This window comes from Pontibacter qinzhouensis (assembly GCF_008017455.1).
Taxonomy (GTDB): domain Bacteria; phylum Bacteroidota; class Bacteroidia; order Cytophagales; family Hymenobacteraceae; genus Pontibacter; species Pontibacter qinzhouensis.
On record NZ_VRTY01000001.1, the window covers coordinates 71051 to 94203 of the forward strand.

The window sequence follows — 23153 nt, forward strand, 5'->3', positions numbered from 1 at the left end:
ATATCTTGTGTAGTAACATAGAATAGATGATACAATTATTAACAGCGGAAATATTTCATCATCTAAGAATTTAACAACTTTAAAAAACGCTTTATATAGGATTTTTTATATTAAAATGATTTCTATAATATTTTAAATTTTTTGAATTTAATATAAATTTAATACGTAACTCATAAGGTTTAAATCATCCAATATCAGCTTAACAAAACAGCCACCACACGCCAAAATAGCACATTTTAAGTAATTTTCTTCGTCCAGGCAACAGCTACTCCTTCTTTTTTTTCATACAGGAATGTTTCTATTTAAAATAATAGTATAATTTTGAACTTATTACTTTAAATTAAACTTAACCCAACAAGTTTTATCTTGTTATACTTCAACAGAATTTCAACCGTTTCCGATTCCAAATCAACCTCAAACAAACTTAATGTATGATTAGAATTCTACACTTCCTGTTTTTAGGTTTACTGCTGCTGCCTCTTACATTGCTAGGAGAAGGTTCTAAACAACTGACGCCTAACTTAAATTCGCTGGCTCTTACCAACCCTGGCAACGACAGAGCTGGCTATCTGGCGCATGATGCGAACTTCCCGAGTGCATCAGGAGTAGGTATTACCTCACTTAGCTTCCTAAAACCAGCCGGTTTTAGCCGAAATGGCGCCACCTATTCCAGAGATCACCGGCTTTACATTCGGGTAAAAAATGGAGAGAGAATGTATTATGGCGTACGTCGTGCCATTCACGATCAGACATCTGCCAACCAGGCTAATTTAACTATTACTCTACGCCGTACGAATGCTGCTACGGGTGTAGATGATCCTAACTATTCTTACTCGGTTACCCTGAATGCCAATATTAATTCTACCAGAGCCATGCTTTTGCTAACAAACCAGGCTGGTGTTATTAATACGCCTGCACTGGCTTTAGCTGGTCCTACCCGCCCGGCTATAGGCCAAGCTTCGGCAGTATCTGGCTATAATCCATTGATGATCAATAATAACACAGGTACAGACTACGATTATTATGTGGAGTTTACACAGGCAGGAGAATCTACCTGGACAGACGATGGCCGCCGTTTCTCGGTGTATGACCTTTGGGATTTTACAGTAATAGAAAACTCGACAGGTGCTGAACGACAAGGCCGTATGCGGAGTAAATTGTGGTCTTTTTCTGCTGGTGGAGCAGATAACGTGTTTTCAAAAGACTTCAACATGTTTCCGCTTATTCCGAGCGAGAACCAGACAAACAGTTATTTTGTAAAAAAGATCGAACTAGCTGGCATTGCCCCACAGAACTTTTTCAGGTTTGTGACCAACCGCTTCGGCTCTAATTCAAGTACGGGATCTACGTTTGCAGAAAGACGAAAAAGCCAGACCGGTGCTACCGATTACCCTGAGTTTTTCAACTTTGTAAACGACCCTGACCCTAGTATCTAGCCCAGTGCTACTGCACCAACCTTTTCGGTAACGCAGGTAAACAGCTGTAACACCGCTACAGGAGGTGGTAAAGCTACCTTTACTGTTAACAGCAGCGAGAACAGTACCTTCCTGGTATATATTGAGCGTAACGGCACCGCAGGCTACCAAGCCAACACAGCTGATGTGCTAATCGAATCGTCAGGATCGAGCGGCAGCAGAACAGTTGAATGGAGTGGCTTAGATGGTTTGGGCAACAGAGTCCCTACCAACACAACTTTAACGTACAACTTTAAAAATGCCTCTGCCCCAATCAACTTCCCGATGTGGGATGCCGAGTGGAACGATGGCTTCAGAGTGGCTGATGTAAGGCCGCTGCCCAGTTCAGGCTACACTTCTGAACTGTACTGGGACCACACCAACCTGCCTACTTCTGCCTTTCCTACACCACAAAGCAACTTGTTTGGCTCGGCTCCAACCAGTACCAATACAACAGGCATAAACCCTTGGGGCTCATCCTCTAGCTTTGCCGGCGACCTTAGAACCGTAAACACCTGGACCTACGGCTTTACCAATGTGCAAAACACCACCAGCACCTTCACTTATGATTGTAGTGCCGACGTAGGTGTGACCAACGTAGCTTCTGCTGGCCCTTATACCGTAGGCAAACCATTTACCTACACGGTTACAGTCACCAACAACGGCCCTATAGTGGCTACCAATGTGAGAGTAACAGATTTGCTCGATCCTAATCAGTTAAACTTTATAAGTTCTTCTGTTGGCTCGGCTTATAATGTGAATACTGGTGTCTGGACTGTGGGTTCTCTGGCAGTTGGCGCCACGCAAACCATGACCATTACAGCCAGCCCGCGTGTAACAGGCACTATTTCTACCACTGCCACGCAAACGCACACAGAACCCGACAATGTGACAAGCAATAATAGCGCCACGGCCACTATTACCGTTGTGCCAGCTGCCGACATAGAGGTCAGGAATACCGCCAGTGGAACCACCTTTAACAATGGTGACCTGGTGACCTACACCGTTACAGCACGCAACCTTGGCCCCAATGCAGCTACAGGCGTTGTGGTAACAGACAGGCTTCCGGCTGGTTTAACCCTGGAAGGTGCAGTACCTGCCGGTTACGATGCGGCCACCGGTAACTGGACCGTTGGAAACCTGGCCGTAAACGAAACGAAAACCTTAACCCTGACAGCCAGGATTTCTACTTTGGGTTCTATTACCACCACCGCTACACTAGGCAGCCGAGCTAATCATCAACTTGATGAAAACGCAAATAATAACACAGCTTCCAATACGATTACGGTTACGCCATCGGCTGATGTGGCGGTGACCAATGTAGTCTCCAATGCTACCCCAAACCAGAATGGTAGCATTACCTACACCATACAGGCAACGAACAATGGCCCTAACAATGCCACAAATGTTATTCTAAGTGGAGCCTTACCTGCAGGTCTTAACTTTACAGGCTTTACAGCATCGCTTGGAACAGTGACTTTAGCAGGCAGCACAGGAACCTGGACAGTTGGTACCATCCAACCGAACACTACACAAACCCTTACTTTAACAGCAACTCCAACTGCGACAGGAGTCATAAACCTAACACTTGCCCAAACTCATACTGAGTTCGATAATAACGCAGCCAATAACTCGGCTACCAGCACCATTACTGTAGGCGCCACAGCCGATGTAGCTGTTACAAACACAGTTTCTGCTCCGGCCGATTTAGAAGATGGTTATACAACAAATGAAACGGTTACCTACACAGTAGAAGTAAAAAACAATGGTCCAAGTGCAGCCACCAATGTGGTGGTAACAGATAAACTTCCTGCTAACCTCACATTCCTGGAAAGTACAGCAACGACAGGCTCATATGTAGCAGCTTCTGGCATCTGGACTGTAGGTACCTTAGCCAATGGAGCCTCAGCTACCCTAACTATAAAAGCTACTATAAATGAAAGTGCGGTAATTACAACTACTGCTACACAAACGCATACAGAATTCGACAACGTTGCCGGTAACAACAGCGCCTCCAACACCATTACATCAGGTTCTGGCGTCATCACAGCCGATATTGCAGTAACTGTTTCTACACCACAAACAAACTACTACACCGGCAACGAGGTACCTTTCCGTGTTTTAATTACCAACAATGGCCCGGATGCTGCTACCAATGTTAACATTATGGCTGCACTTCCGGCTGGCATGACCTTCGTTAGCGCAGATCCAAGAGGAGGAACTTATTCAAATACAAACAATACCTGGACCATACCTGCACTAGCTTCAGGAGCCTATACAGAACTATTCCTGATTGGCAAGCCAGCCCCAGACACCAGTGTACCTGGTGCAAAAACGTATAACTTTACAGCTACTGCTTCGGGAACACCGGCTCAGGCCGACAGCAACCCGAACAACAACACGGCTACTACCTCCATTACGGTTAATAAGCAGGTAGATGTAGCTACTACTGTAACCGTTACCAGCAACGATCCGGAAGGTAATTTTTACCACAATGTAACGGAGGCTACCTTCAGAATGACCGTTACGAACAACGGTCCGGATGTAGTGACGAACCTGAAAGGGATGGATACCCGAACCGGTACTCTTAACTTTATCCTGCCAAGCCTCACCACCTCCCCCGGCACTACCTACTCTGTTGCAACCGGTATATGGGATGTAGGCACCCTGGCTCCGGGCGAGTCTGCTTATCTTGAAATTACCGGTGTACCCAACAGAACAGGCCGCTTAAACCTGGGAGGTGGTGTAACAGAGAAAGACCAGACTGATTTAAATCAGGCAAATAATACCGCTGTAGCTTTACTGAATGTGCTACCTGTTGCCGACCTGGCCATTACCAACACAGCCTCTTCTGCAACGTTTAACAACGGAGAAGAAGTAAGCTTTACAGTAGTCCTTCAAAATAATGGCCCCGATGCGGCTTCAGGTGTGGTGATTGCAGATGTGCTGCCGGACGGCTTAACTTTTGTGCGTGCCACTGCTACCGCTGGTGCTTATGATGCGACAACCGGCCTCTGGACCCTCGGCACCGATGTACTGCCTGGCGAGGCTAATGCCCAGACGCTCGTGCTAACGGTAAGGCCACAGGCTGCTGCCTCGTACACTACCACTGCCACTGTTCAGTCTTCCGAGCAGTACGATAACAATGCCAGCAACAATAGCCAGTCAGCCACCATTCAGGGAACTGCGAGTGCCGATATTGCCGTAGGCAGCTCTGTAGTTAGCGGTCCGTATTATGTTGGTGGCCAATATCAGGTTACCATTACGGCCAGCAATATTGGTCCCGACCCCGCCACAGGTGTTGTTATAGCAGCAGGCGTTGCTCCTGGTTTAATACTGGTTCCTGGCAGCGGCAGGCCTAGCAAAGGCACCATCGATCCGGCTACAGGCCTCTGGACAGTTGGAAATTTAGGAGTAAATGAAACAGATACGCTTACTTTGCTGGCCCAGCCAACCCGCTTAGGTGAATTGAACAGCATCGGCTATAAATATGCCGCCAATGAGTTCGATTCGAATGGTGGAAACGATAACATAAACCCAACCGGCAACAACATTACCTATATCTTTATAACAGCTGTAGACCGACCTGTAACTTACGAAGTAGTACGTCCTGTTATTCATATGTTCTCGGTAAGAGTAGGTTATAACATTGCTGAAGTAACCGACCCGGATGGTCCTATTGTAAGTGCAAAGGTAGTGGAAGGCACTTTACCCGCAGGTATTCGTTTGTTGAGCAACGGTGAATTAGAGGTAGAAAGGCGTACACTACTTGTACCCGGCACCTATACTTTGTCTATTGCAACAACCGATGCCAATGGCAGTGTTGATACAAGCCAGGTTTCCTTTACCATCTCTGACGATTTTGATGGAGACGGTGTACCTGACGCACAGGATATAGACAGAAACAACGACGGCCTCGTTGACAACATGCTGGGTGGCATCGATCCTTTGGCAGATGAAGACGGAGACGGAATACCCAACTTCCTCGATACTGACTTCGTGCACCCTCTATACGGTGCCTTCCGCGACAGGAACAGCGATGGTATAAACGATATTTTCGATATGGACCTCGACGGGCAAATTATCGGCTTCGACATAGATGAGGACGGAGACGGCATTGTAAACGCAGTAGAGGCAAACAGAGGTGTTGTACCAACTGCTGCTGGCTACGATGCTATCAGAGGCATATTTACAGGTGCTGTAGCAGCAAACGGTATGCCGGTAGCTGCTACAGCTGCTAATCTTCCTAACCCTGATACAGACGGAGACGGAAAACCTGATTACCAGGATGTGGACTCTGACAATGACGGCATACTCGACAACATTGAAGCACAGACAACTGCTGGTTACATTAACAGCTTAGGCACAGACAGCAACCTGAACGGCCTTAGAGATGGCTACGACCCAGCTGTGGGTGGTGTTGCCATAGTGCCAATAGACACCGATGGCGATGGCATACCTGATTACCTGGACCTGGATAGTGACAGCGACCTAGTTCCTGACTTTATAGAAGCCTTTGATGATAATGAGAATGGCCAGTCTGGTGATGACCTGATTGAGCGGGCAAGAATTTTTGAACTGGCGAACAACAGAGGCTGGTACCTGCAAACAGGCTTGAACGCCGATGGTATTCCGGCATGGCTGCAGCAGGCGCCAGGCCAGAGCCGCCCGGCCTACCTGACACCAGGCAACCCCTATTACCACGACACAGACAACGATGGTATTATCGACTTATTCGACATCGATAATGGAGGTCGCGGAGCATCACTGCAAATTCAGACCGAAATAGAGGGCCTGTATGAATATTCTTTCAGAGCTATTGATGTTCAGACAGTGCTGCCGGTTACCTTGATCAGCTTTAGCGGAAGTGCCCAAAAAGATGGCGTTCAATTACGTTGGGCAACAGCTACTGAAAAAGACAACGCCTATTTTGAAGTACAAAGAAGCACCGACGGCAAGAACTTCCAGACCATTGGAAAAGTAGCCGGCAAAGGCAACTCCAGCGTGCGCATCAATTATGCTTATATAGATGCCAAGCCCGTTTCCGGCACTGTCTTCTACAGGTTAAAGCAAGTCGATTTTGATGGAGCTTTTGAGTACAGCTTCGTAATTTCGGTTTCAACAAGCAACCTTCAGCAAGCGCCAAAGGCAAAGCTTTACCCGAACCCGGTTGCTGCTATTGCACACCTGGATATGACGATGTTGCCAGCCGGCCAGTACCAGATCCGCATCATCACCATGGAAGGCAGAACAATTCAGCAGAAAGTGCTTAACAGTGAAGTAGAGCAGCAACTCGACCTTCGCAACCTGTCTACCGGAAAATACATCCTCCAGATTCAGGGAGCAGGAACCAACCAAACCATCAGCTTTATAAAACACTAAGCAGGTTCTGATACCGACAAAAAAGGCTTCTCATTTAGAGGAGCCTTTTTTTATGAAGCTCCTGGTGGAGGTGCGGTCAAAAGATAGGTAGACCCTTGACAAAATTTTGTTAAAAACCCGTTGGGAGGGCAAAATCATTAGAATAATCTGGTATGTGGCAACCATTTAAAGTTTCCTTAATAACCATTTAATAGGGCAATCCTTTAACATCAACAACTTTCAAGCAACTGAATTATTCTAATGAAATTGGTCTTCCAAAGGATTAAATGGCATTTCTTGCCAAGGGTAAGAAGTAGGTTTAGGAAGAGATCATGGTTCCTTTTACAGAACACCAACTCCTAAGACAAGCAATTTTTAAAACATCTGCTTATATTTAAAAAAGCAACAGAAGGAGAAAGAGGTGAGAGATAACGTACATCTTTACCTCAACTCACTCCTCCACACACTCAAAACGCCACATTAAACCATGAACTTAGACCTGAAAAACAAACAAGCTATTGTCTGCGGCAGCACACAGGGTATTGGCAAAGCAGTAGCCGTAGAACTTGCCTTGCTTGGAGCAAACGTAACACTTGTAGCGCGTAATGAGGAAAAACTACAGGAGGTGGTACAAGAACTGGCGCAATCCGGGGAGCAGCAACACGATTATTTTGTTGCAGATTTCGCCAACCCGCAGGCGGTACAGCAGCAGATAAAAGCTTATGTGCAGCAACGGGAAGCGGTGCATATTCTGGTAAACAACACCGGCGGACCGGCAGGCGGCCCTATTACCGAAGCTAAACCAGAGGAATTTCTGAAAGCCTTTAACATGCACCTGCTCAATAACCACCAACTGGTACAGGCGGTGCTGCCACTCATGAAAAAAGCTGGCTATGGCCGCATTATCAATATCATCAGTACTTCCGTAAAAGAACCTATTCCGGGTTTGGGCGTGTCGAACACAACGCGTGGTGCTGTGGCCAGTTGGGCCAAGACATTGGCAAACGAGCTGGGCCAATTCGGTATAACGGTAAACAACGTGCTCCCTGGCTCCACTAAAACCGGCCGCATTTATTCGCTCGTAGAGAGCCGCGCCGAAAAGTCAGGACGCAGCAAAGAAGAGGTGCAGCAGGAAATGGAAAACGCCATACCAGCCCGCCGCTTTGCCGAACCCGAAGAAGTAGCCGCTGCCGCTGCCTTTCTGGCCACACCTGCCGCCGCTTACATTAACGGCGTTAGCCTGGCTGTAGACGGAGGCAGAACAGGAGCTATTTAGATGGTAGATACTAGATTTTATATGAATAAGATTTTCAAGCTATCTCATGAGCGATTTTCAATAGAGATACACTTACCTAAAAATAAGGTATTAGAGAGTATAGCTTTGAAGAAAAAAAAGGAGAATGACCAATTTCACTTTCTAACTAGCAGTCCTGTTGACTTTAATGAAATCACAGTAATCAACAGCAACCTGATTGAGATACATGTAATGCCGAAGATGTTTAATCCATACAGAGGAACAGGCAAAATACATATGGCGCTGCACCAAAACGGCTGTAATTTAAAAACTAAAGTAAAAGGTGAGATCGTACCTTATAGCAGTACCTACATCTTTGGCTTCTACATGATTATTGGCTTTTTATTATTATGGACAGTAGTAGCGAGAGCTATCAGTACAAGCGTCCACACCATTATTATGCTACTAATCGGCTGGATGGTATTTCCATTCATTTTATATCTAATTCCTTTCTGGAATAGAAGCAGGCTAAGAAGGTACAGAGATTCATTTTTGACTATGTTGAACTAATTGAGATAATATTCCTCGCTGTTGTTTGAGGTCTTCCGTAGAGCGACTCAAAAAAGCAGGGTAAATTTTAATTGAATGAATGAGAAAATGATTGAATTAAAATATAACTCTCAACTCATAACTTTTAACTCTTAACTTATTAACATCTTAAAAAAGGAACTTGCTGAAGCTGAAGAACTATATAAACGGGGAACTGGTGGCACCAGTGGCGGGGCAGTATATCGGCAGCTATAATCCGGCTGTGGGGGCTATGCATGCGCTCCTGCCCGACTCCGATGAGCAGGATGTGGAGCTGGCGGTGCAGGCAGCTTTGGCTGCTTTTCCGGCATGGGCTGCTACTGCTGCAGAAAAACGCGGACAGCTGCTGCTCCGGCTCGCCGACCTGATAGACCTGCACCTCAACCGCCTCGCCGAAGCCGAAGCAACAGACACCGGCAAACCGCTTTCTTCAGCCAAAACCATGGACATACCGCGTGCCAGCAGCAATATGCGTTTTTATGGCACCGCTATACAGCACTTCGCTTCGGAGGCGCATTACATGGCGGGTACAGCCATTAACTACACGGTGCGGCACCCGCATGGGGTGGTAGGCTGTATCTCGCCCTGGAACCTGCCGCTGTACCTCTTCACCTGGAAAATAGCCCCTGCGCTTGCCGCTGGCAATTGTGTGGTGGCCAAGCCATCGGAGGTAACGCCCCTAACAGCTTACCTGCTCTCGGAGCTGTGCCAGGAGGCAGGGCTACCGCCGGGAGTGCTGAACATTGTGCATGGCTATGGCCATAAAGTTGGTGCAGCTATGGTGGCTCATCCTAAAGTTCCGGTTATCTCGTTTACGGGTGGTACCAAAACCGGGCGCAGCATTGCGGCCACGGCCGCTCCTATGTTCAAGAAACTATCTTTGGAGCTGGGTGGTAAAAACCCGAACATCGTATTTGCCGATTGTAACTTCGAGGAGGCGGTGGTTACCTCTGTGCGTGCTGCCTTTGCCAACCAGGGCCAGATCTGCCTTTGCGGCTCCCGCATCTTTGTGGAGCGGTCGCTGTACGAGCAATTTAAAGCTGCCTTTGTAGAAAAAGTAAATGCCCTGGTAGTTGGCGACCCACTGCAGGAAAACACCAGCCAGGGAGCCATTGTATCGGAGGAGCACCTGCAGAAAGTGCTTTCTTACATAGAACTGGCTAAGGCAGAAGGCGGCACTATTGTAGCTGGCGGGGAGCAGGTGCAGGTAAAAGGCCGCTGCGAAAAAGGCTGGTTTGTTGCCCCCACGGTTATAGAAGGCCTCGCCCACAACTGCCGCACCAATACCGAAGAAATTTTCGGTCCGGTGGTTACGCTTACACCTTTCGATACAGAGGAGGAAGTACTGCACTACGCCAACTGCACCGACTATGGCCTCTCCGCCACCATCTGGACGCAGGACCTGACGCGTGCCCACCGCGTAGCGCACCAGGTGCATGCTGGTATTATCTGGGTAAATACCTGGCTGCTCCGCGACCTCCGCACGCCGTTCGGCGGCATGAAAAACTCGGGTGTAGGCCGTGAAGGAGGTTTTGAGGCATTGCGGTTTTTTACGGAGCCGCAGAATGTTTGTATAAAGCTGTAACCATGGAGGCAGTACCAGTACACACATCGTTTGAGGAAACGTACAGGCAGCTGCTGTTTATAGATAGGTTTATACTGGCTGCCTTAAAAAAGAAAATCCTGAAAAGAAGCTTTTTTTACCTGGGGCTTACAGCCGTTATGGTGGCTGCCTTCTTTTTTACAGATAGTAACGTTGGAGCTGTCGGGTTATTTTTGTCGCCGGTGCTCTGGCTTTGCTTTGGCCTTTACCTGCTGTACCTCCGCTGGAAAACCCATAAGCGCAGAAGTGTCACTCTCAGAGACTTGGCTACTTCCATTGTAGCAGAAACCGACTCAGAAGCCAAGCTTTCGTTTACAGAGGAAGCCATTAACTTTATGCTGGCTACAAAAACGCACACGCTGAAGTGGAGCGAGTTTCAGGCTTACTTAGAAGAAGAAAACACCGTGTACCTTTTTCAGGACAGCCCGTATGCTGCCTGGTCTTTTTCTGACAAAGAGATTGCCGCCACTGCTGTAAAAGCTCTGAAAGAACTGGCAAAACGAAAGTTGCCGGTTCTTTCAGTAGCTTAGGTTTTATTTCTCTCTTGTCAGCACCTCGTCTATAATACCGTAGGCTCTGGCTTCTTCGGCTATCATCCAGTAATCGCGGTCGGAGTTGTCATGTACTTCCTGGTACGTTTTGCCGCTGTGCTTCGAAATAATATCATAAAGCTCTTTCTTCAGTTTCAGGATTTCGCGGGCGGTAATTTCTATATCGGTTGCCTGGCCCTGCACACCGCCCAGGGGCTGGTGAATCATGACACGGGCATGCGGAAGAGCCGAACGCTTACCGGCTGCACCGCCACACAGCAATACCGCTCCCATAGAGGCCGCCAAACCTGTGCAAATAGTAGCTACATCGGGGGCTACATATTGCATGGTATCGTAAATACCAAGGCCGGCATACACAGAGCCGCCGGGGCTGTTAATGTAGAGCAGCACATCTTTTTTAGCATCTGTAGACTCCAGAAAAAGTAGCTGCGCCGTAATAATGTTGGCAATGTTCTCTTCTACCTGTGTTCCTAAAAATATGATGCGGTCCATCATCAGGCGCGAAAACACATCTATTTCACGGAAGTTCGTCGGGCGTTCTTCGATAACAGAACGTGTCATGCCCTCTATGCGGTGAATGCCTGCTGCGTTTTCGACCTGGCGGAAATACCGGTCCATGTTGGAGCCACTGATGCCCCGCCCCTGCACGGCATATTTTCGGAATTCGTTTTTATTGTATTCTGAACTATTCATAGTACCTGGTCAAATTAGAAATTAAAAATTAGAGATTAAAAATTGGCTTACCTAGGTTGGCTTTGCTGCTGCTTTAGATTAGCTTCATCATTAGAAACAAATTTGGCAATATTTTAACCTGTTGTTTAGCTAAAGGTAATAAATTTTAGGACACAAGTATCAGGACACAAGACACAGGATCTTTTTGTTTTTGTGCTTCAGTCTTTCGTCTTCCTGAATGAGCCGCTTCATTAGCGTGTGGCTCTATTTTAACTAGAAGAGAAAGTCTTGTGTCCTGCATCTTAAGTCCTTAAAAAAAGTCTATTGTGAATTGCCTGCAGTTCCTGTCGCAGTTGCTTTCGCCCGGCCTCCTGTACAGCCCGATAAGCCAACTCCTGCAGCTTCACTTTCTGTTGCAGGCCCTGGTCCCAGAGCAACTGTATTTCCAGCTCCTGCTCCTGCTCCTCGTGCAGGCTGCCTCCCAAAAAGGCTTCCAGCAGTTTTATTTCTTCCAGTTCCGGCCTCATTATTTTATCTGAAATGGTGTATGCTAAAACCTTGCAACGACTTGCGCAGGCGCTCCAGGCACTTAAACTTTTGCACAGTGGCCGAGCGCACGTTTCGGTACTGGTGCTGTTGTGCTATCTGTTCCAGTTGCTGGCCCAGGTAGTAAAATGCCACTAGGGTAGCGCGGCACTTTTCTCCTAGCTTATCCACGAAAGCGGCCAGTGCAAAGGCCGGAGCCTCCAGAGCAGATTCCTCCTGCAGTTGCTCCCCTACCTCCGGTGAGAGCTCCTGCTGCCGGTTACGCTTCTCCAGTTCATGTCGCCAGCGGTTTTTGCAAACTGCCATGAGGTAAGTAGTGGGTGCAGCGGTTAAGGTCAGCTTCTGGTGCACCACCTTCTCATAAAACAAAATAATAGCGTCTTGTAAAAGGTCTTTGGCATCGTCGGGGGAGCCGTGCTGCTGCTTTACGTAGTGCAGCACCATCGGGTATGCTTTGGCATACAATTTTTCGAGTGTTTTCTCCCGGTGCTGCACCAAGTCCTCGCGTATATCTGTAGCTATTACAGGTTGTTCTAGTGTCTGCATGTGCTTTTTTTATTGTTAATCCGGCAGATGGCGCAAGTATCACCTCCCAGTTCGGAAAAATTTCTGATGTTATCGACTACGTCTTCACTTATCGGGAATAGAAATTGCATCGCCTTGAAAAATACGACATACCTAGCACGATTCACGATACACAATTTTTTATGATTTGTATAAAAGGTGTAACAGTTTGCGATAACTTATATCGTCAATCTATCAGGTAAGTTTATAACGCTGGCAAAGCTCCTTTGTGGTATAGTTCTAGATGCCCTTTGAATGAGCACCTCTCTAATTTTTAATTTGGCACAGCCAGCAAATTATTCTAATAAATTTGGCCTTCCGAAGGCTTTTTGCTGCTTTTTGGCCAAGGGCAACAGGCAGTATGGCCTGTTGCTGCAGCTTAAACGGGTTGTTTGTTGCAGACCTGCTGTCAGACTTCTTATCTTTGCACAAATTTTAACCTCTTGTGGTGTAAAGCTTTACTCCAAAACAAAGGCCTTTATACCTGTAACAGCATACATGAAAAAAATTAAGCGTAACTACAGAATAGCCAGATACGTGGTGTACCGACAAACGATCATTGACCCGACAGATCATATCTGGACATTTATCGGCTCGTTGCTTGGAATCGGTATTATCGGGTTTGTGCAAACGCAAAACTCATTTGTTTCGAGTTCAGACCAGCTTTTCCTGATAGGTTCTTTTGGTGCTTCGGCCGTGCTGGTTTACGGCGCTACCAACAGCCCGCTGGCGCAGCCCCGCAACCTGATCGGAGGGCACCTGCTAAGTGCCATTGTGGGAGTTTCGGTTTACAAAATATTTAATAACCCGGATCTGATCTGGCTGTCTGCCGCCTTGTCTGTTTCTGTTTCTATTGTGCTGATGCAGATAACCAAAACATTGCATCCTCCGGGTGGTGCTACAGCACTTATCGCCAACATCGGCTCCGAAAAAATAAAAGCGCTTGGTTTCTATTATGTGCTTCACCCGGTTTTATTTGGCGTATTGGTTTTGTTCGTGGTAGCCATTCTGGTAAACAATATTCCGAAGAACAGAAACTACCCTTATAACCCGTACAAGGCGCTGATGCCCTGGAAAAAGCACCTGAAACATCATAAATCAAAGCCTGCTGCAGCAAAGCAACCCTCGCAAAATGCTGTAGCTGAATAGTGGGTTTATATGAGTTAAGAGTTATGAGTTTAGAGGTGTGAATATTTCATTCCATAATTCTAAATTCTTACTTCTTAAATTAATTAATTAGCACATTGCTGGCATCCTTCTACCTCTAGCTTTGCTCCAAAAACATATTGCGGCAGGTAGCAACAGAGCAGACAAAGTAGCCAGGTGCATAGAATGAAAATAAACTGTTTGAGCGTTCAGCGAGTTTTTATTTTCTTGATTTTTTTTGTTCTTTTTGTATCAAGACAAAAAGAACAAAGACTTGGGCTATGAAATAACTTACCTCTGAGAGTATGTTATCAAGTGGCTATGCGAACTTAAACTTTAAAGCAAATAGCCATCGCCTCTGGCTCTTGCCCACAAGATCCTTTCAGGAGGACAAAAAGTGAGTTACTTTAAGTGGAGATGAAGCATTACACCGGCTACTGTACAACCAATTATTTAAATTAAAACACCCTTCCGAAGGGTTTTTGCCCTGGAAGCACTCAAGGGTAACAAGGTAAATTTGAGCTGGTAAAACAGCAAGGCCCGCCAAAAAGCGGGCCTTGCTGTTGTTATGCTGTTTCTGCTACTGCGCTACCTGATTTGTTGGGTTGAGCAGGTTTCGCTCCAGGAAGTTGGTCATCATGCGGAAGCGGTGCAGTGAAGTAATGCCTCCTCCTACACCGTGGTTTCGGTTCGGGTAGTAAAAGCTCTCGAACTGTTTGTTGGCACTAATCAGGGCATCCTGCATGGCAACTGCATTCTGGAAGTGCACGTTATCGTCGCCGGTGCCGTGTATCAGGAGCAGCTCTCCCTGCAGTTTGTCGGCATGTTGCAGCGGTGAGTTATCGTCGTAGCCGGCGGCGTTATCTTGTGGTTTTTTCAGGAAACGCTCTGTATAAATAGAGTCGTAAAAGCGCCAGCTCGTAACGGGTGCCACCGATATGCCCGCTCTGAAAATACCCTCGCCTTTTGTTAAGCCGAGCAAGGCCATGTACCCGCCAAAGCTGTGCCCCCAGATACCGATCCGGTCTTTATCTACATAGTTTTGCTGCCCCAGCCATTTCGCTGCTTCTACCTGGTCTTCAATCTCGTATTTGCCCAGGTTGGCGTATGTTACCTTTTTAAAGGCTGCGCCACGGGCACCTGTTCCACGGTTATCGACACTCACTACAATGGCTCCTTTATCGGCCAGCACCTGGTACCAGAGGTAGTTGGCGCCACCCCAGCTGTTGGTAACAGTCTGCGAGCCGGGTCCGCCGTAAACAAACATCAGCACCGGGTACTTCTTTTTCGGATCGAAGTCAGTCGGCTTTATCATCCAGCCATTCAGTTGCGTACCATCTGCAGTCTTCATCGTAAAAAACTCCTGCTTCGCGATATTGTATTGCGCCAGCGTATTTTTGAGCTTCTGGTTATCTTCGAGCACCTTTATCAGTTTACCGTCTTTGGCTGTGTGTAGCCCTACAGTAACAGGCACATTGGCAGCCGTGTGGTAATCGAGGTAATATTTGTAGTCGTGGCTCATGTTGATGGTGTGTGTACCGGCGGCAGGTGTCAGGCGCTTTTTGCTTTTGCCTTTGCTGCTGATGCTGTACAAATGCCGGTCGAGCGGCGACACTTCTGTCGACATGTAATAGAGCACATCGTTTGTCTCGTCGAAGCCAATAAAGCTGCTCACTTCCCAGTTGCCACTCGTGATCTGGCGCACCAGTTTACCGCTCATGTTGTAGAGGTACAGGTGGTTGTAGCCATCTTTCTCAGAAGAATGAAGAAAGCTTTTTCCATCTTTCAGATAAATAAGATCATCGGTAACATCTATGTAAGCTTTGTCTGTTTCTTTCAGCACTACGGTTGCCTTGCCAGTGGTAGCGTTGGCGTGCAGCAGCTCCAGCGTGTTCTGCAGGCGGTTCATTTTCTGAATCGAGAGCAGGTTGCTGTTGTTCGTCCACTTTATGCGGGGCAGGTACATATCTGTTTCGTTGCCGGTGTCCATCTTCACAGTTTGCCCGCTGCTCAGGTTGTACACCGATACTGTTACCACAGAGTTTGCCTCTCCTGCTTTCGGGTATTTAAATTTGTAGTCCTGCGGGTAAAGCTCTCCCCAGAGTTGCATGTTAAACTCCGGCACCTGGCTCTCATCAAATGTATAAAAAGCGATTTTTGAGCCATCCGGTGACCAATGGAAGCCCTGGGCAAAGCTGAATTCTTCTTCGTAAACCCAGTCGGCATATCCGTTAATAATAGAATTAAACTTACCGGTGGTGGTAATCTGTGTTTCCTGCATGGTACCCAGGTCTACTACAAACATGTTGTTGTCGCGGGCAAAGGCCACCCGCTTAGCATCCGGAGAGAAAGTGGCATAGAGCTGTTTGCCACCATTACTCAGCTTAGTCAGTTTTTTAGACGGAATGTCGTAGATATAAAAATCTGCTTTAGAGGACCGACGGTAAATCTGCTCAGACTCAGTGGCGAACAACACCTTTTGCTCATCAGATGAAAAAGAATAATCGTCGAACTGAATAGGCTGGCTGCTCCCCTCCGGCTTCAGGTCCTCTCCTTCTATAATGGTGGCAACAGCCTGCCCGGTAGTTACATCGTATTTTATGATGTCGTACACACGGTTTTGCTGGTCCTGCACCTGTGAGCTGTAGTATCGCCCATCGTTCATCCAGTTCACACCGTAAACCGATTTGGCAGCAAACGTACCTTTTTGGTAAATATCTTCGAGGGTAACCTGCTTTTTCTGCTGGGCCTGCATAGTAAGGGCCACGCTGCATAGCCATATGACCAAAACGGCCGATTTAATTTTTAATAACATAGATGTAGTTTTAGAGTTGATGGAAAAGGCACGTGTGCTTCAGCAAATTAGAAATTAGAATTTAGAAATTCAAAATTATGACAGATGTGCCTGTAAGAGCTTGGTCGAAGTTGGTTTTTGCAGGCACAGGGTTCCGGTGAAATAGTTTGTGAGCTTCTTGTTTTGGGCATAAGGCAAAAAAGCATGAACAAGCTGTATTTATAAGCGGATTAAAACAAAAAAAGAGGCTGTTCCGGTTTCCCGGGCAGCCTCCTTATCAATAAAAACAGGAAAGTTATATTCTTAGAAATTGAATCCTAGCGTAAAAACAACATTGTTGAACCTGTTGTCGATGTCTATTTCTGGTGATGTACCTGTATCAAACGTATATGGTGAGTAAGCAGTTCCTAAGCTGGTGTTAGTGTAAGCTACATCTACAAAGTAGTTCTGCAGCCGTATGCCTGTACCCAACGAGAAGGTGCTGGTGCTACCATCCAGCCCTGCTGCTTTGTAAGGATTTCCTCCGTGAGCGTAACCTGCCCTGAACCTGAACACTTCGTAGCGGGCTTCAGCACCTATACGCACATTTACAGCAGACTGGTAGGTGTCTTTGATACGTGTATTTATTGTTCCAAAATAATTGCCGCTGCCACCAAAGTCGCTGTCACGCTCCCGGAACCGCATGCCAGCATAATTTACATACTCTACATCAGCAGAGATAAAGCCGTATTTGTTGATGAAGTACGCTAAACCACCTGTAGCCCGGAAAGGTGTGGTAAGGCCATATGAGGATTGGCCAGGTATTATTGATTCAGTAATTCTACTTGAACCAGTATAATCAACAGCAAGAGAGGTTGAATACGATTCGTCAAAGCTAAAAGAAGTAGGTGTTTGAATAGATGCTCCTAATCTTAATGCATCATTAAACCTGTATATCGCTCCTAATTTTAAATTTATTCCAGCACCTCTTGAGGTATAATGATCTCTAAGAGCTAAGCTATAGTTACCATCTGATTCTATTTCATCATTTTCATTTAGTCTTTCAATATAATAACCAGATTCTCTGAAAATTCGCTCCTGTTCAAAATTTGTAGAAATAATACCTACAGAAGCGCCTAAGTATAGTTTTTCCTTATAACTTGTACCAACCCCTATATCAAACTGATTTTGTGAACCTCTACGCTTGGTTTGTTCCTGTTGATCAATACTTCCTAAACTATAAATTGGGTCAGCATTTTGTGTTGGGTTTCCATATACATCATTGAAATTGATCAAATATGTACCATAAGCCAAACCTTCAAATGTACTAAGCCCAGTATCATATTCAGCATCTAAATCCACTTTATCTCTACCAAATATATTTGCTTGTTCAGCAAAATAATCTACAATCGTATTAGGTGGTTCTGTAGTATTTCTATAACTTATTTGTTGATTAAAGTTGTTAAGCCGAGTAATGCTTAAACCAATGCTGGTGCCGCGCCAGTCACTCCCATCGTTGTCAGCCTTTCTTTCAGAAAATACAATGCCCGCTTGGGGAATTCCGATAGAGTTACGACTATCTGATACATTGGGCCCAAAATAAGAATCGGGATTAGCGATTCTGGTGTTGGCATTAGCGGTGCTGAAGCCTGGGCTAACGGTTATTTCAGACCGTCGGAACATACCTAAACCGGCAGGGTTTACAAACATACTGGAAATATCGGCCCCTAATGCTGACTGTGCGCCACCGATACCCTGAATTCGAGCAGAACCTGATATGCCTAGTTGTGTGTAGCGCAGTGCGTCTACCTCACTTTGGGCAAAAGCGGTTCCACTCCAGCCTAGCAGTAACGCTAAGCTGGCTGAAACAATTTTATTTGACATAATGAATTGAAGCTAAGTTTAATTTCCTCTATCGGATTGGCCGACCGCCGCCGCCGCCGCCTCTTGATGGCGCAGGTCTGGAAGCTGGACTACTTTGCATTGGTGAGCTGCTACGCTCATAGGTACGGCTCGGCGTGCTGCGCTCATAGCTTGGGGTACTGCGCTGTATATTCTGCTCCCGCTGCTGTGGCTGCACACGCTGTCTGGCAGGTGCTGTTTCTCTTGTAGTACGTTGCGGACGATCGGGCTGCGTGGCAGGTACCTGCGGTGTTGATGGCAGCGTTTGTTTTACTCCCTGCTCCTGCTGGCCACTTATTGCCTCATTGCCACGTGATGGCCTGGCGGGGCGCCCAGGATTAACAGTATTTGCTCCGCCTGGTGTAACAGCACGTTGCTCGTTCGATAAGCTTTGGCGGTCTGGTCTGCCAGATGCGCCACTTGGGCGAGCCGGTTGTGCGCCAGTAGTGCTTCTGTCGATGCGGGGACCATATTGCACTCTGCGAGTCTGGCCAGGGGCATCGAAGAAATAACCGCCACCTGCATAAAGACCTCGGTTAAAGCCACTGTAGTAACCGTTGTAGAAGCTGTTATAAGCGCCAAAACCGCCCATTCCCATATACGGGTTACCCCAACCCATCATGTAAGGGTTGCCCCACATACCCATGCCTCCCATCATAAAGGGATCCATGTAAGGGTTATAGAATCTTCCCATACCCATTCCCATTCCCATACCAAAGCCAATGTTCATACTGAAACGGCTATACGGTCTGTAAGGGCTGTAAAACGGATCGAAGAAGGGGTCGTAAAAGGCAGAACCAAATCTGTTAAAGCTACCGAAACCAGGATGCACGGCGGCTCCCCAGTATGGGTCGATAAACGAATGATTCAGGTTTCTTCCTTCGTTATAAGTACGGCCGTCGTAATATTCATCGGCATAATATTCTTCTGTGCCATCGGCCACATACTCATCTCCGGCTTCTGCGTTAGATCCGGATCTGAAGTCTTCCATGGTGGCTTCAGGTGCCGCAGCTGCATATTCTGTTCTATCGGAAGAGGAGTAATACATATCGTCGTACTCGGAAGTCTGCAAGGCCATGGGGCTGTTGCAGCTTACCACCAACAAACAGAGGGCAGGGGCTATGGCTAATAAATTTATCTTTTTCATGGGCTTCCTGTAATAGTTGATGTGCGAATATCACTATATCAAAGATAACAGACATTCATACAAAATGTTACTAATAGTATTATTTATTAACGTAATTTTGTACGAGAATGATATAGTTTTATTTGCATTAACTACTGCAAAATCCATTCCAAACTAAAGTTAATTAGTTACAATACACTATAATACTACATAAAACATGAGCAAAGGGCTACCTAAAAGAAGCGAAGACTATTCGTTGTGGTACAATGAGCTGGTAAAAAAGGCCGGTTTAGCTGAGAATTCTGCTGTGCGCGGCTGTATGGTTATCAAACCTTACGGCTATGCTATATGGGAGAAAATGCAGCGTGTGTTAGATGATATGTTTAAGGCTACAGGTCATGAAAATGCTTATTTCCCTTTGTTTGTTCCTAAAAGCCTGTTTGAGGCCGAGGAGCAGAACGCCGAAGGATTTGCCAAAGAATGCGCTGTAGTAACCCACTACCGCCTGCAGACCGACCCCGATAACAAAGGCAAGCTCCGCGTTGACCCGGCTGCCCGCCTGGAAGAGGAACTGATTGTGCGGCCTACCTCTGAGGCTATTATCTGGAGCACCTACAAAAACTGGATTCAGAGTTACCGCGACCTGCCTTTGCTCGTGAACCAATGGGCTAACGTGGTGCGCTGGGAGATGCGTACGCGCCTGTTTCTGCGCACAGCAGAGTTCCTGTGGCAGGAAGGCCACACAGCCCATGCCACTGCCGAAGAAGCCATTGCCGAAACCGAACAGATGCTGCATGTATATGCCGACTTTGTAGAGAACTACATGGCTGTGCCTGTTGTAAAAGGCATTAAAACGCCAAACGAACGCTTTGCAGGTGCCCTCGAAACGTATTGTATCGAGAGCCTGATGCAGGATGGCAAGGCGCTGCAGACCGGCACGTCACACTTCCTGGGTCAGAACTTCGCCAAGGCTTTTGATGTAAAGTTTGCCACAAAAGAAGGTGGCCTGGACTATGTATGGGGAACCTCATGGGGCGTGAGTACCCGTTTAATGGGCGCCCTTATTATGACGCACTCCGACGACGAAGGCCTGGTACTGCCACCAAACCTGGCTCCTATACAAGTTGTTATTGTGCCGATCTACAAAGGCGAGGAGCAGCTGGCACAGATCAGCGAAAAGGTAAACCAGCTAAAGAAGGAGCTACAGGCAAAAGGCATCAGCGTGAAGTTCGACAACCGCGACACCGAAAGACCAGGCTTTAAGTTTGCGGAGTGGGAGCTGAAAGGGGTGCCGGTGCGCATTGCCATAGGAGGCCGCGACCTGGAGAACGGCACCGCCGAAGTAGCCCGCCGCGACACCAAAGAGAAAAGCACCCAACAGTTCGATAGCCTGACAACTTACATTCCGGCTTTGCTGGAGGAGATGCAGGCCAGCATCTTTAACAAGGCGCTTCAACACCGGGCAGAGCATACTACCAAAGTAGACAGCTACGAAGAGTTTAAGCAAGTGCTGGAGACCAAAGGAGGCTTTGTGCTAGCGCACTGGGATGGCTCACCCGAAACAGAAGAACGCATAAAAGAAGAAACCAAAGCCACCATCCGTTGCATCGCCCTCGATGCCGAGGATGAAGACGGTGTAGACATGCTTTCGGGTAAACCATCTAAAAAACGCGTTTACTTTGCAAAGGCATATTAGGGCTGCGCCAAATTAAAAATCAGAAATTATGATGGCGCGAGTTTCCTCGCTCGTGATGACTATTCCACGGCATTCGGCCGCTTCAATTATATAATCGGGAACATTCGTTTTCTGAAAAATAAGCCTGTCTGTATACCAGCCAGCAAGTGCAACCACTTTAAAAGCCACTCTTCCACCTATCAGGAGAGTGGCTTTTTTGCTTTCACAGCACCTTCTGCTTCCTCAACCTCATCAACTACCCTTGGCTAGGAATGCGTAAAAAACCTTCCGGAGGCAAGATTCATTCGAATAATTTGATCAGCACAGGCAGGCACTGTTGTGAACTAGCTGTAATTTAATAACAAGTTTAAACAGGTATTTCATAATCAAATTGCTATATTTACTAAATCTGCAAGGAGGCCTTATGGTACTAGATTGGGTAACGGTAATACTGCTGATCGGAATCGGACTGGTTCTGATTATTGTGGAACTTATATTTATTCCGGGCACCACCATTGTCGGGGTGCTGGGTTTTGCATTGGCCGCCATTGGCATCTGGATCGGCTATGTCGCCCTGGGCACTACCATTGGCCATATTGTGCTGGCACTTTCTGTCTTGGCCTCTGGTGTTGCTGTTTTTTATAGTTTCCGAAACGATGCCTGGTCGCGGTTCGCGCTGAAAGGCAGCATTTCGGGGAAGGTGAATGACGATGTGCTGCACACGCTGCACGTTGGCGACACAGGCAAAACGGTTTCTGCGCTCCGCCCCCAGGGAACCGCTATTTTTCAGGAACAGCATTTCGAGGTGCAGACGCAGGGAGAATTTATTGACTCTAATGCCGCTATCCGCATTATAACCTTAACTGCAAACAAAATTATTGTTGAAGAAATAAGTTAAAACAACCAAATGGAAAACTATTCAGTGCTGTTTCTGATTGCAGGTGGTCTCATCCTGCTCATGATCTTTTTATATTTTGTCCCGATCAGTCTCTGGATCACCGCCTTGTTCTCTGGTGTACGAGTTGGCCTGCTGGAACTGGTGTTTATGCGTATCCGGAAAGTGCCGCCCAGCCTGATCGTCAACTCCATGATTAACTCGACCAAAGCAGGCATCAACCTGACAACCACCGAACTCGAAACCCATTACCTGGCTGGTGGTAATGTGCCAATGGTTATTAAAGCACTGATCTCTGCCGACAAAGCCAATATTCCGCTGACCTTTAAGCAAGCCACTGCCATAGACCTGGCAGGCCGTAATGTGTTCGAGGCTGTAACCACTTCTGTAAACCCGAAGGTTATCAATACACCCAAAGTAGCCGCCGTGGCGCTAGACGGCATACAACTGATGGCGCAGGCCCGCGTAACAGTGCGCGCCAACATCCGCCAGCTGGTAGGTGGCGCCGGCGAAGAAACCATTCTGGCCCGGGTAGGCGAAGGCATTGTAACCTCCATCGGCTCCTCGATCTCGCACAAGGCAGTACTCGAGAGCCCCGATATTATTTCGAAGCTGGTGCTGCAAAAAGGCCTTGATGCCGGTACTGCTTACGAAATTCTCTCGATAGATATCGCTGACATAGACGTAGGCGAGAACATTGGGGCCAAACTGCAGATAGACCAGGCAGGTGCCGACTTAAAGGTAGCTGAGGCCAAAGCAGAAGAGCGTCGCGCCATGGCCGTAGCCGTAGAGCAGGAAATGAAAGCCAAGGCACAGGAAGCCCGCGCCTCCGTAATTGCAGCCGAAGTAGAGATTCCGCAAGCTATTGCAGCAGCCTTCCGAAGCGGACACCTCGGCATCATGGACTATTACCGCATGCAGAACATCCAGTCAGATACCGATATGCGCAACTCTATTGCCGACCCGAACGCTGGCCAGAACAAGCCGAAGTCGTAAAACAAAGCCTAAAAAAGTTAATCGCCCGCACAGCTTTGCCTCCAGCAAAACGGTGCGGGCGATTTTT

The 23153-nt window shown here is 47.2% G+C and carries 16 protein-coding genes; 10 read left to right on the forward strand and 6 right to left on the reverse strand.

What is annotated here, in order from left to right:
- Positions 1 to 431 precede the first annotated feature (431 nt).
- From FVR03_RS00280 to FVR03_RS00305, 6 genes are all read left to right on the forward strand, one after another.
- Entirely contained in the window at positions 432 to 1436 is a 1005-nt protein-coding gene (locus FVR03_RS00280; RefSeq protein ID WP_147919749.1) for a hypothetical protein, read from the forward strand.
- A gap of 165 nt (positions 1437 to 1601) precedes the next feature.
- On the forward strand, positions 1602 to 6836 hold the full coding sequence (locus tag FVR03_RS00285) for a T9SS type A sorting domain-containing protein (protein WP_147919750.1): 5235 nt from the start codon (positions 1602 to 1604) through the stop codon (positions 6834 to 6836).
- 466 nt (positions 6837 to 7302) lie between these two features.
- Positions 7303 to 8091, forward strand: a complete 789-nt coding sequence (locus tag FVR03_RS00290; protein WP_147919751.1) for an SDR family oxidoreductase — start codon at positions 7303 to 7305, stop codon at positions 8089 to 8091.
- 21 nt (positions 8092 to 8112) lie between these two features.
- Complete coding sequence (locus tag FVR03_RS00295; protein ID WP_147919752.1) at positions 8113 to 8619, forward strand: hypothetical protein; 507 nt, start codon at positions 8113 to 8115, stop codon at positions 8617 to 8619.
- 160 nt (positions 8620 to 8779) lie between these two features.
- The gene (locus FVR03_RS00300; RefSeq protein ID WP_147919753.1) at positions 8780 to 10222 is read left to right on the forward strand and encodes an aldehyde dehydrogenase; all 1443 of its coding nucleotides are present in this window, start codon (positions 8780 to 8782) and stop codon (positions 10220 to 10222) included.
- 2 nt (positions 10223 to 10224) lie between these two features.
- Positions 10225 to 10770 carry a hypothetical protein gene (locus FVR03_RS00305; protein WP_147919754.1) on the forward strand — a complete coding sequence of 182 codons (546 nt, stop codon included), beginning with the start codon at positions 10225 to 10227 and terminating at the stop codon, positions 10768 to 10770.
- 3 nt (positions 10771 to 10773) lie between these two features.
- Here the strand turns inward: FVR03_RS00305 and FVR03_RS00310 are convergent, their stop codons facing one another.
- The 3 genes from FVR03_RS00310 to FVR03_RS00320 all read right to left on the reverse strand — a co-directional run bounded on the left by FVR03_RS00310 (position 10774) and on the right by FVR03_RS00320 (position 12555).
- Entirely contained in the window at positions 10774 to 11484 is a 711-nt protein-coding gene (locus FVR03_RS00310) for a ClpP family protease (protein ID WP_147919755.1), read from the reverse strand.
- A gap of 281 nt (positions 11485 to 11765) precedes the next feature.
- Entirely contained in the window at positions 11766 to 11990 is a 225-nt protein-coding gene (locus tag FVR03_RS00315) for a hypothetical protein (protein ID WP_147919756.1), read from the reverse strand.
- 4 nt (positions 11991 to 11994) lie between these two features.
- A complete protein-coding gene (locus FVR03_RS00320; protein ID WP_147919757.1) occupies positions 11995 to 12555 on the reverse strand; it encodes an RNA polymerase sigma factor in 561 nt (186 codons plus the stop codon).
- Positions 12556 to 13071: 516 nt separating this feature from the next.
- Between FVR03_RS00320 and FVR03_RS00325 the strand changes: the two genes are divergently transcribed.
- Positions 13072 to 13722: an HPP family protein gene (locus FVR03_RS00325; protein WP_147919758.1), complete on the forward strand. Its 651-nt coding sequence runs from the start codon at positions 13072 to 13074 to the stop codon at positions 13720 to 13722.
- Positions 13723 to 14299: 577 nt separating this feature from the next.
- Here the strand turns inward: FVR03_RS00325 and FVR03_RS00330 are convergent.
- From FVR03_RS00330 to FVR03_RS00340, 3 genes are all read right to left on the reverse strand, one after another.
- Positions 14300 to 16534: a S9 family peptidase gene (locus tag FVR03_RS00330; protein ID WP_147919759.1), complete on the reverse strand. Its 2235-nt coding sequence runs from the start codon at positions 16532 to 16534 to the stop codon at positions 14300 to 14302.
- 282 nt (positions 16535 to 16816) lie between these two features.
- Entirely contained in the window at positions 16817 to 18376 is a 1560-nt protein-coding gene (locus tag FVR03_RS00335; protein WP_147919760.1) for an OmpP1/FadL family transporter, read from the reverse strand.
- Positions 18377 to 18404: 28 nt separating this feature from the next.
- Entirely contained in the window at positions 18405 to 19541 is a 1137-nt protein-coding gene (locus FVR03_RS00340; RefSeq protein ID WP_147919761.1) for a hypothetical protein, read from the reverse strand.
- A 196-nt stretch (positions 19542 to 19737) separates the two neighbouring features.
- Here FVR03_RS00340 and proS point away from each other — a divergent pair, with 196 nt between their 5' ends.
- From proS to floA, 3 genes are all read left to right on the forward strand, one after another.
- Positions 19738 to 21216: a proline--tRNA ligase gene (gene proS / locus FVR03_RS00345; RefSeq protein ID WP_147919762.1), complete on the forward strand. Its 1479-nt coding sequence runs from the start codon at positions 19738 to 19740 to the stop codon at positions 21214 to 21216.
- A gap of 403 nt (positions 21217 to 21619) precedes the next feature.
- Positions 21620 to 22093, forward strand: a complete 474-nt coding sequence (locus FVR03_RS00350; RefSeq protein WP_147919763.1) for an NfeD family protein — start codon at positions 21620 to 21622, stop codon at positions 22091 to 22093.
- 9 nt (positions 22094 to 22102) lie between these two features.
- A complete protein-coding gene (floA, locus tag FVR03_RS00355) occupies positions 22103 to 23086 on the forward strand; it encodes a flotillin-like protein FloA (protein WP_147919764.1) in 984 nt (327 codons plus the stop codon).
- The last annotated feature ends 67 nt before the right edge of the window (positions 23087 to 23153 follow it).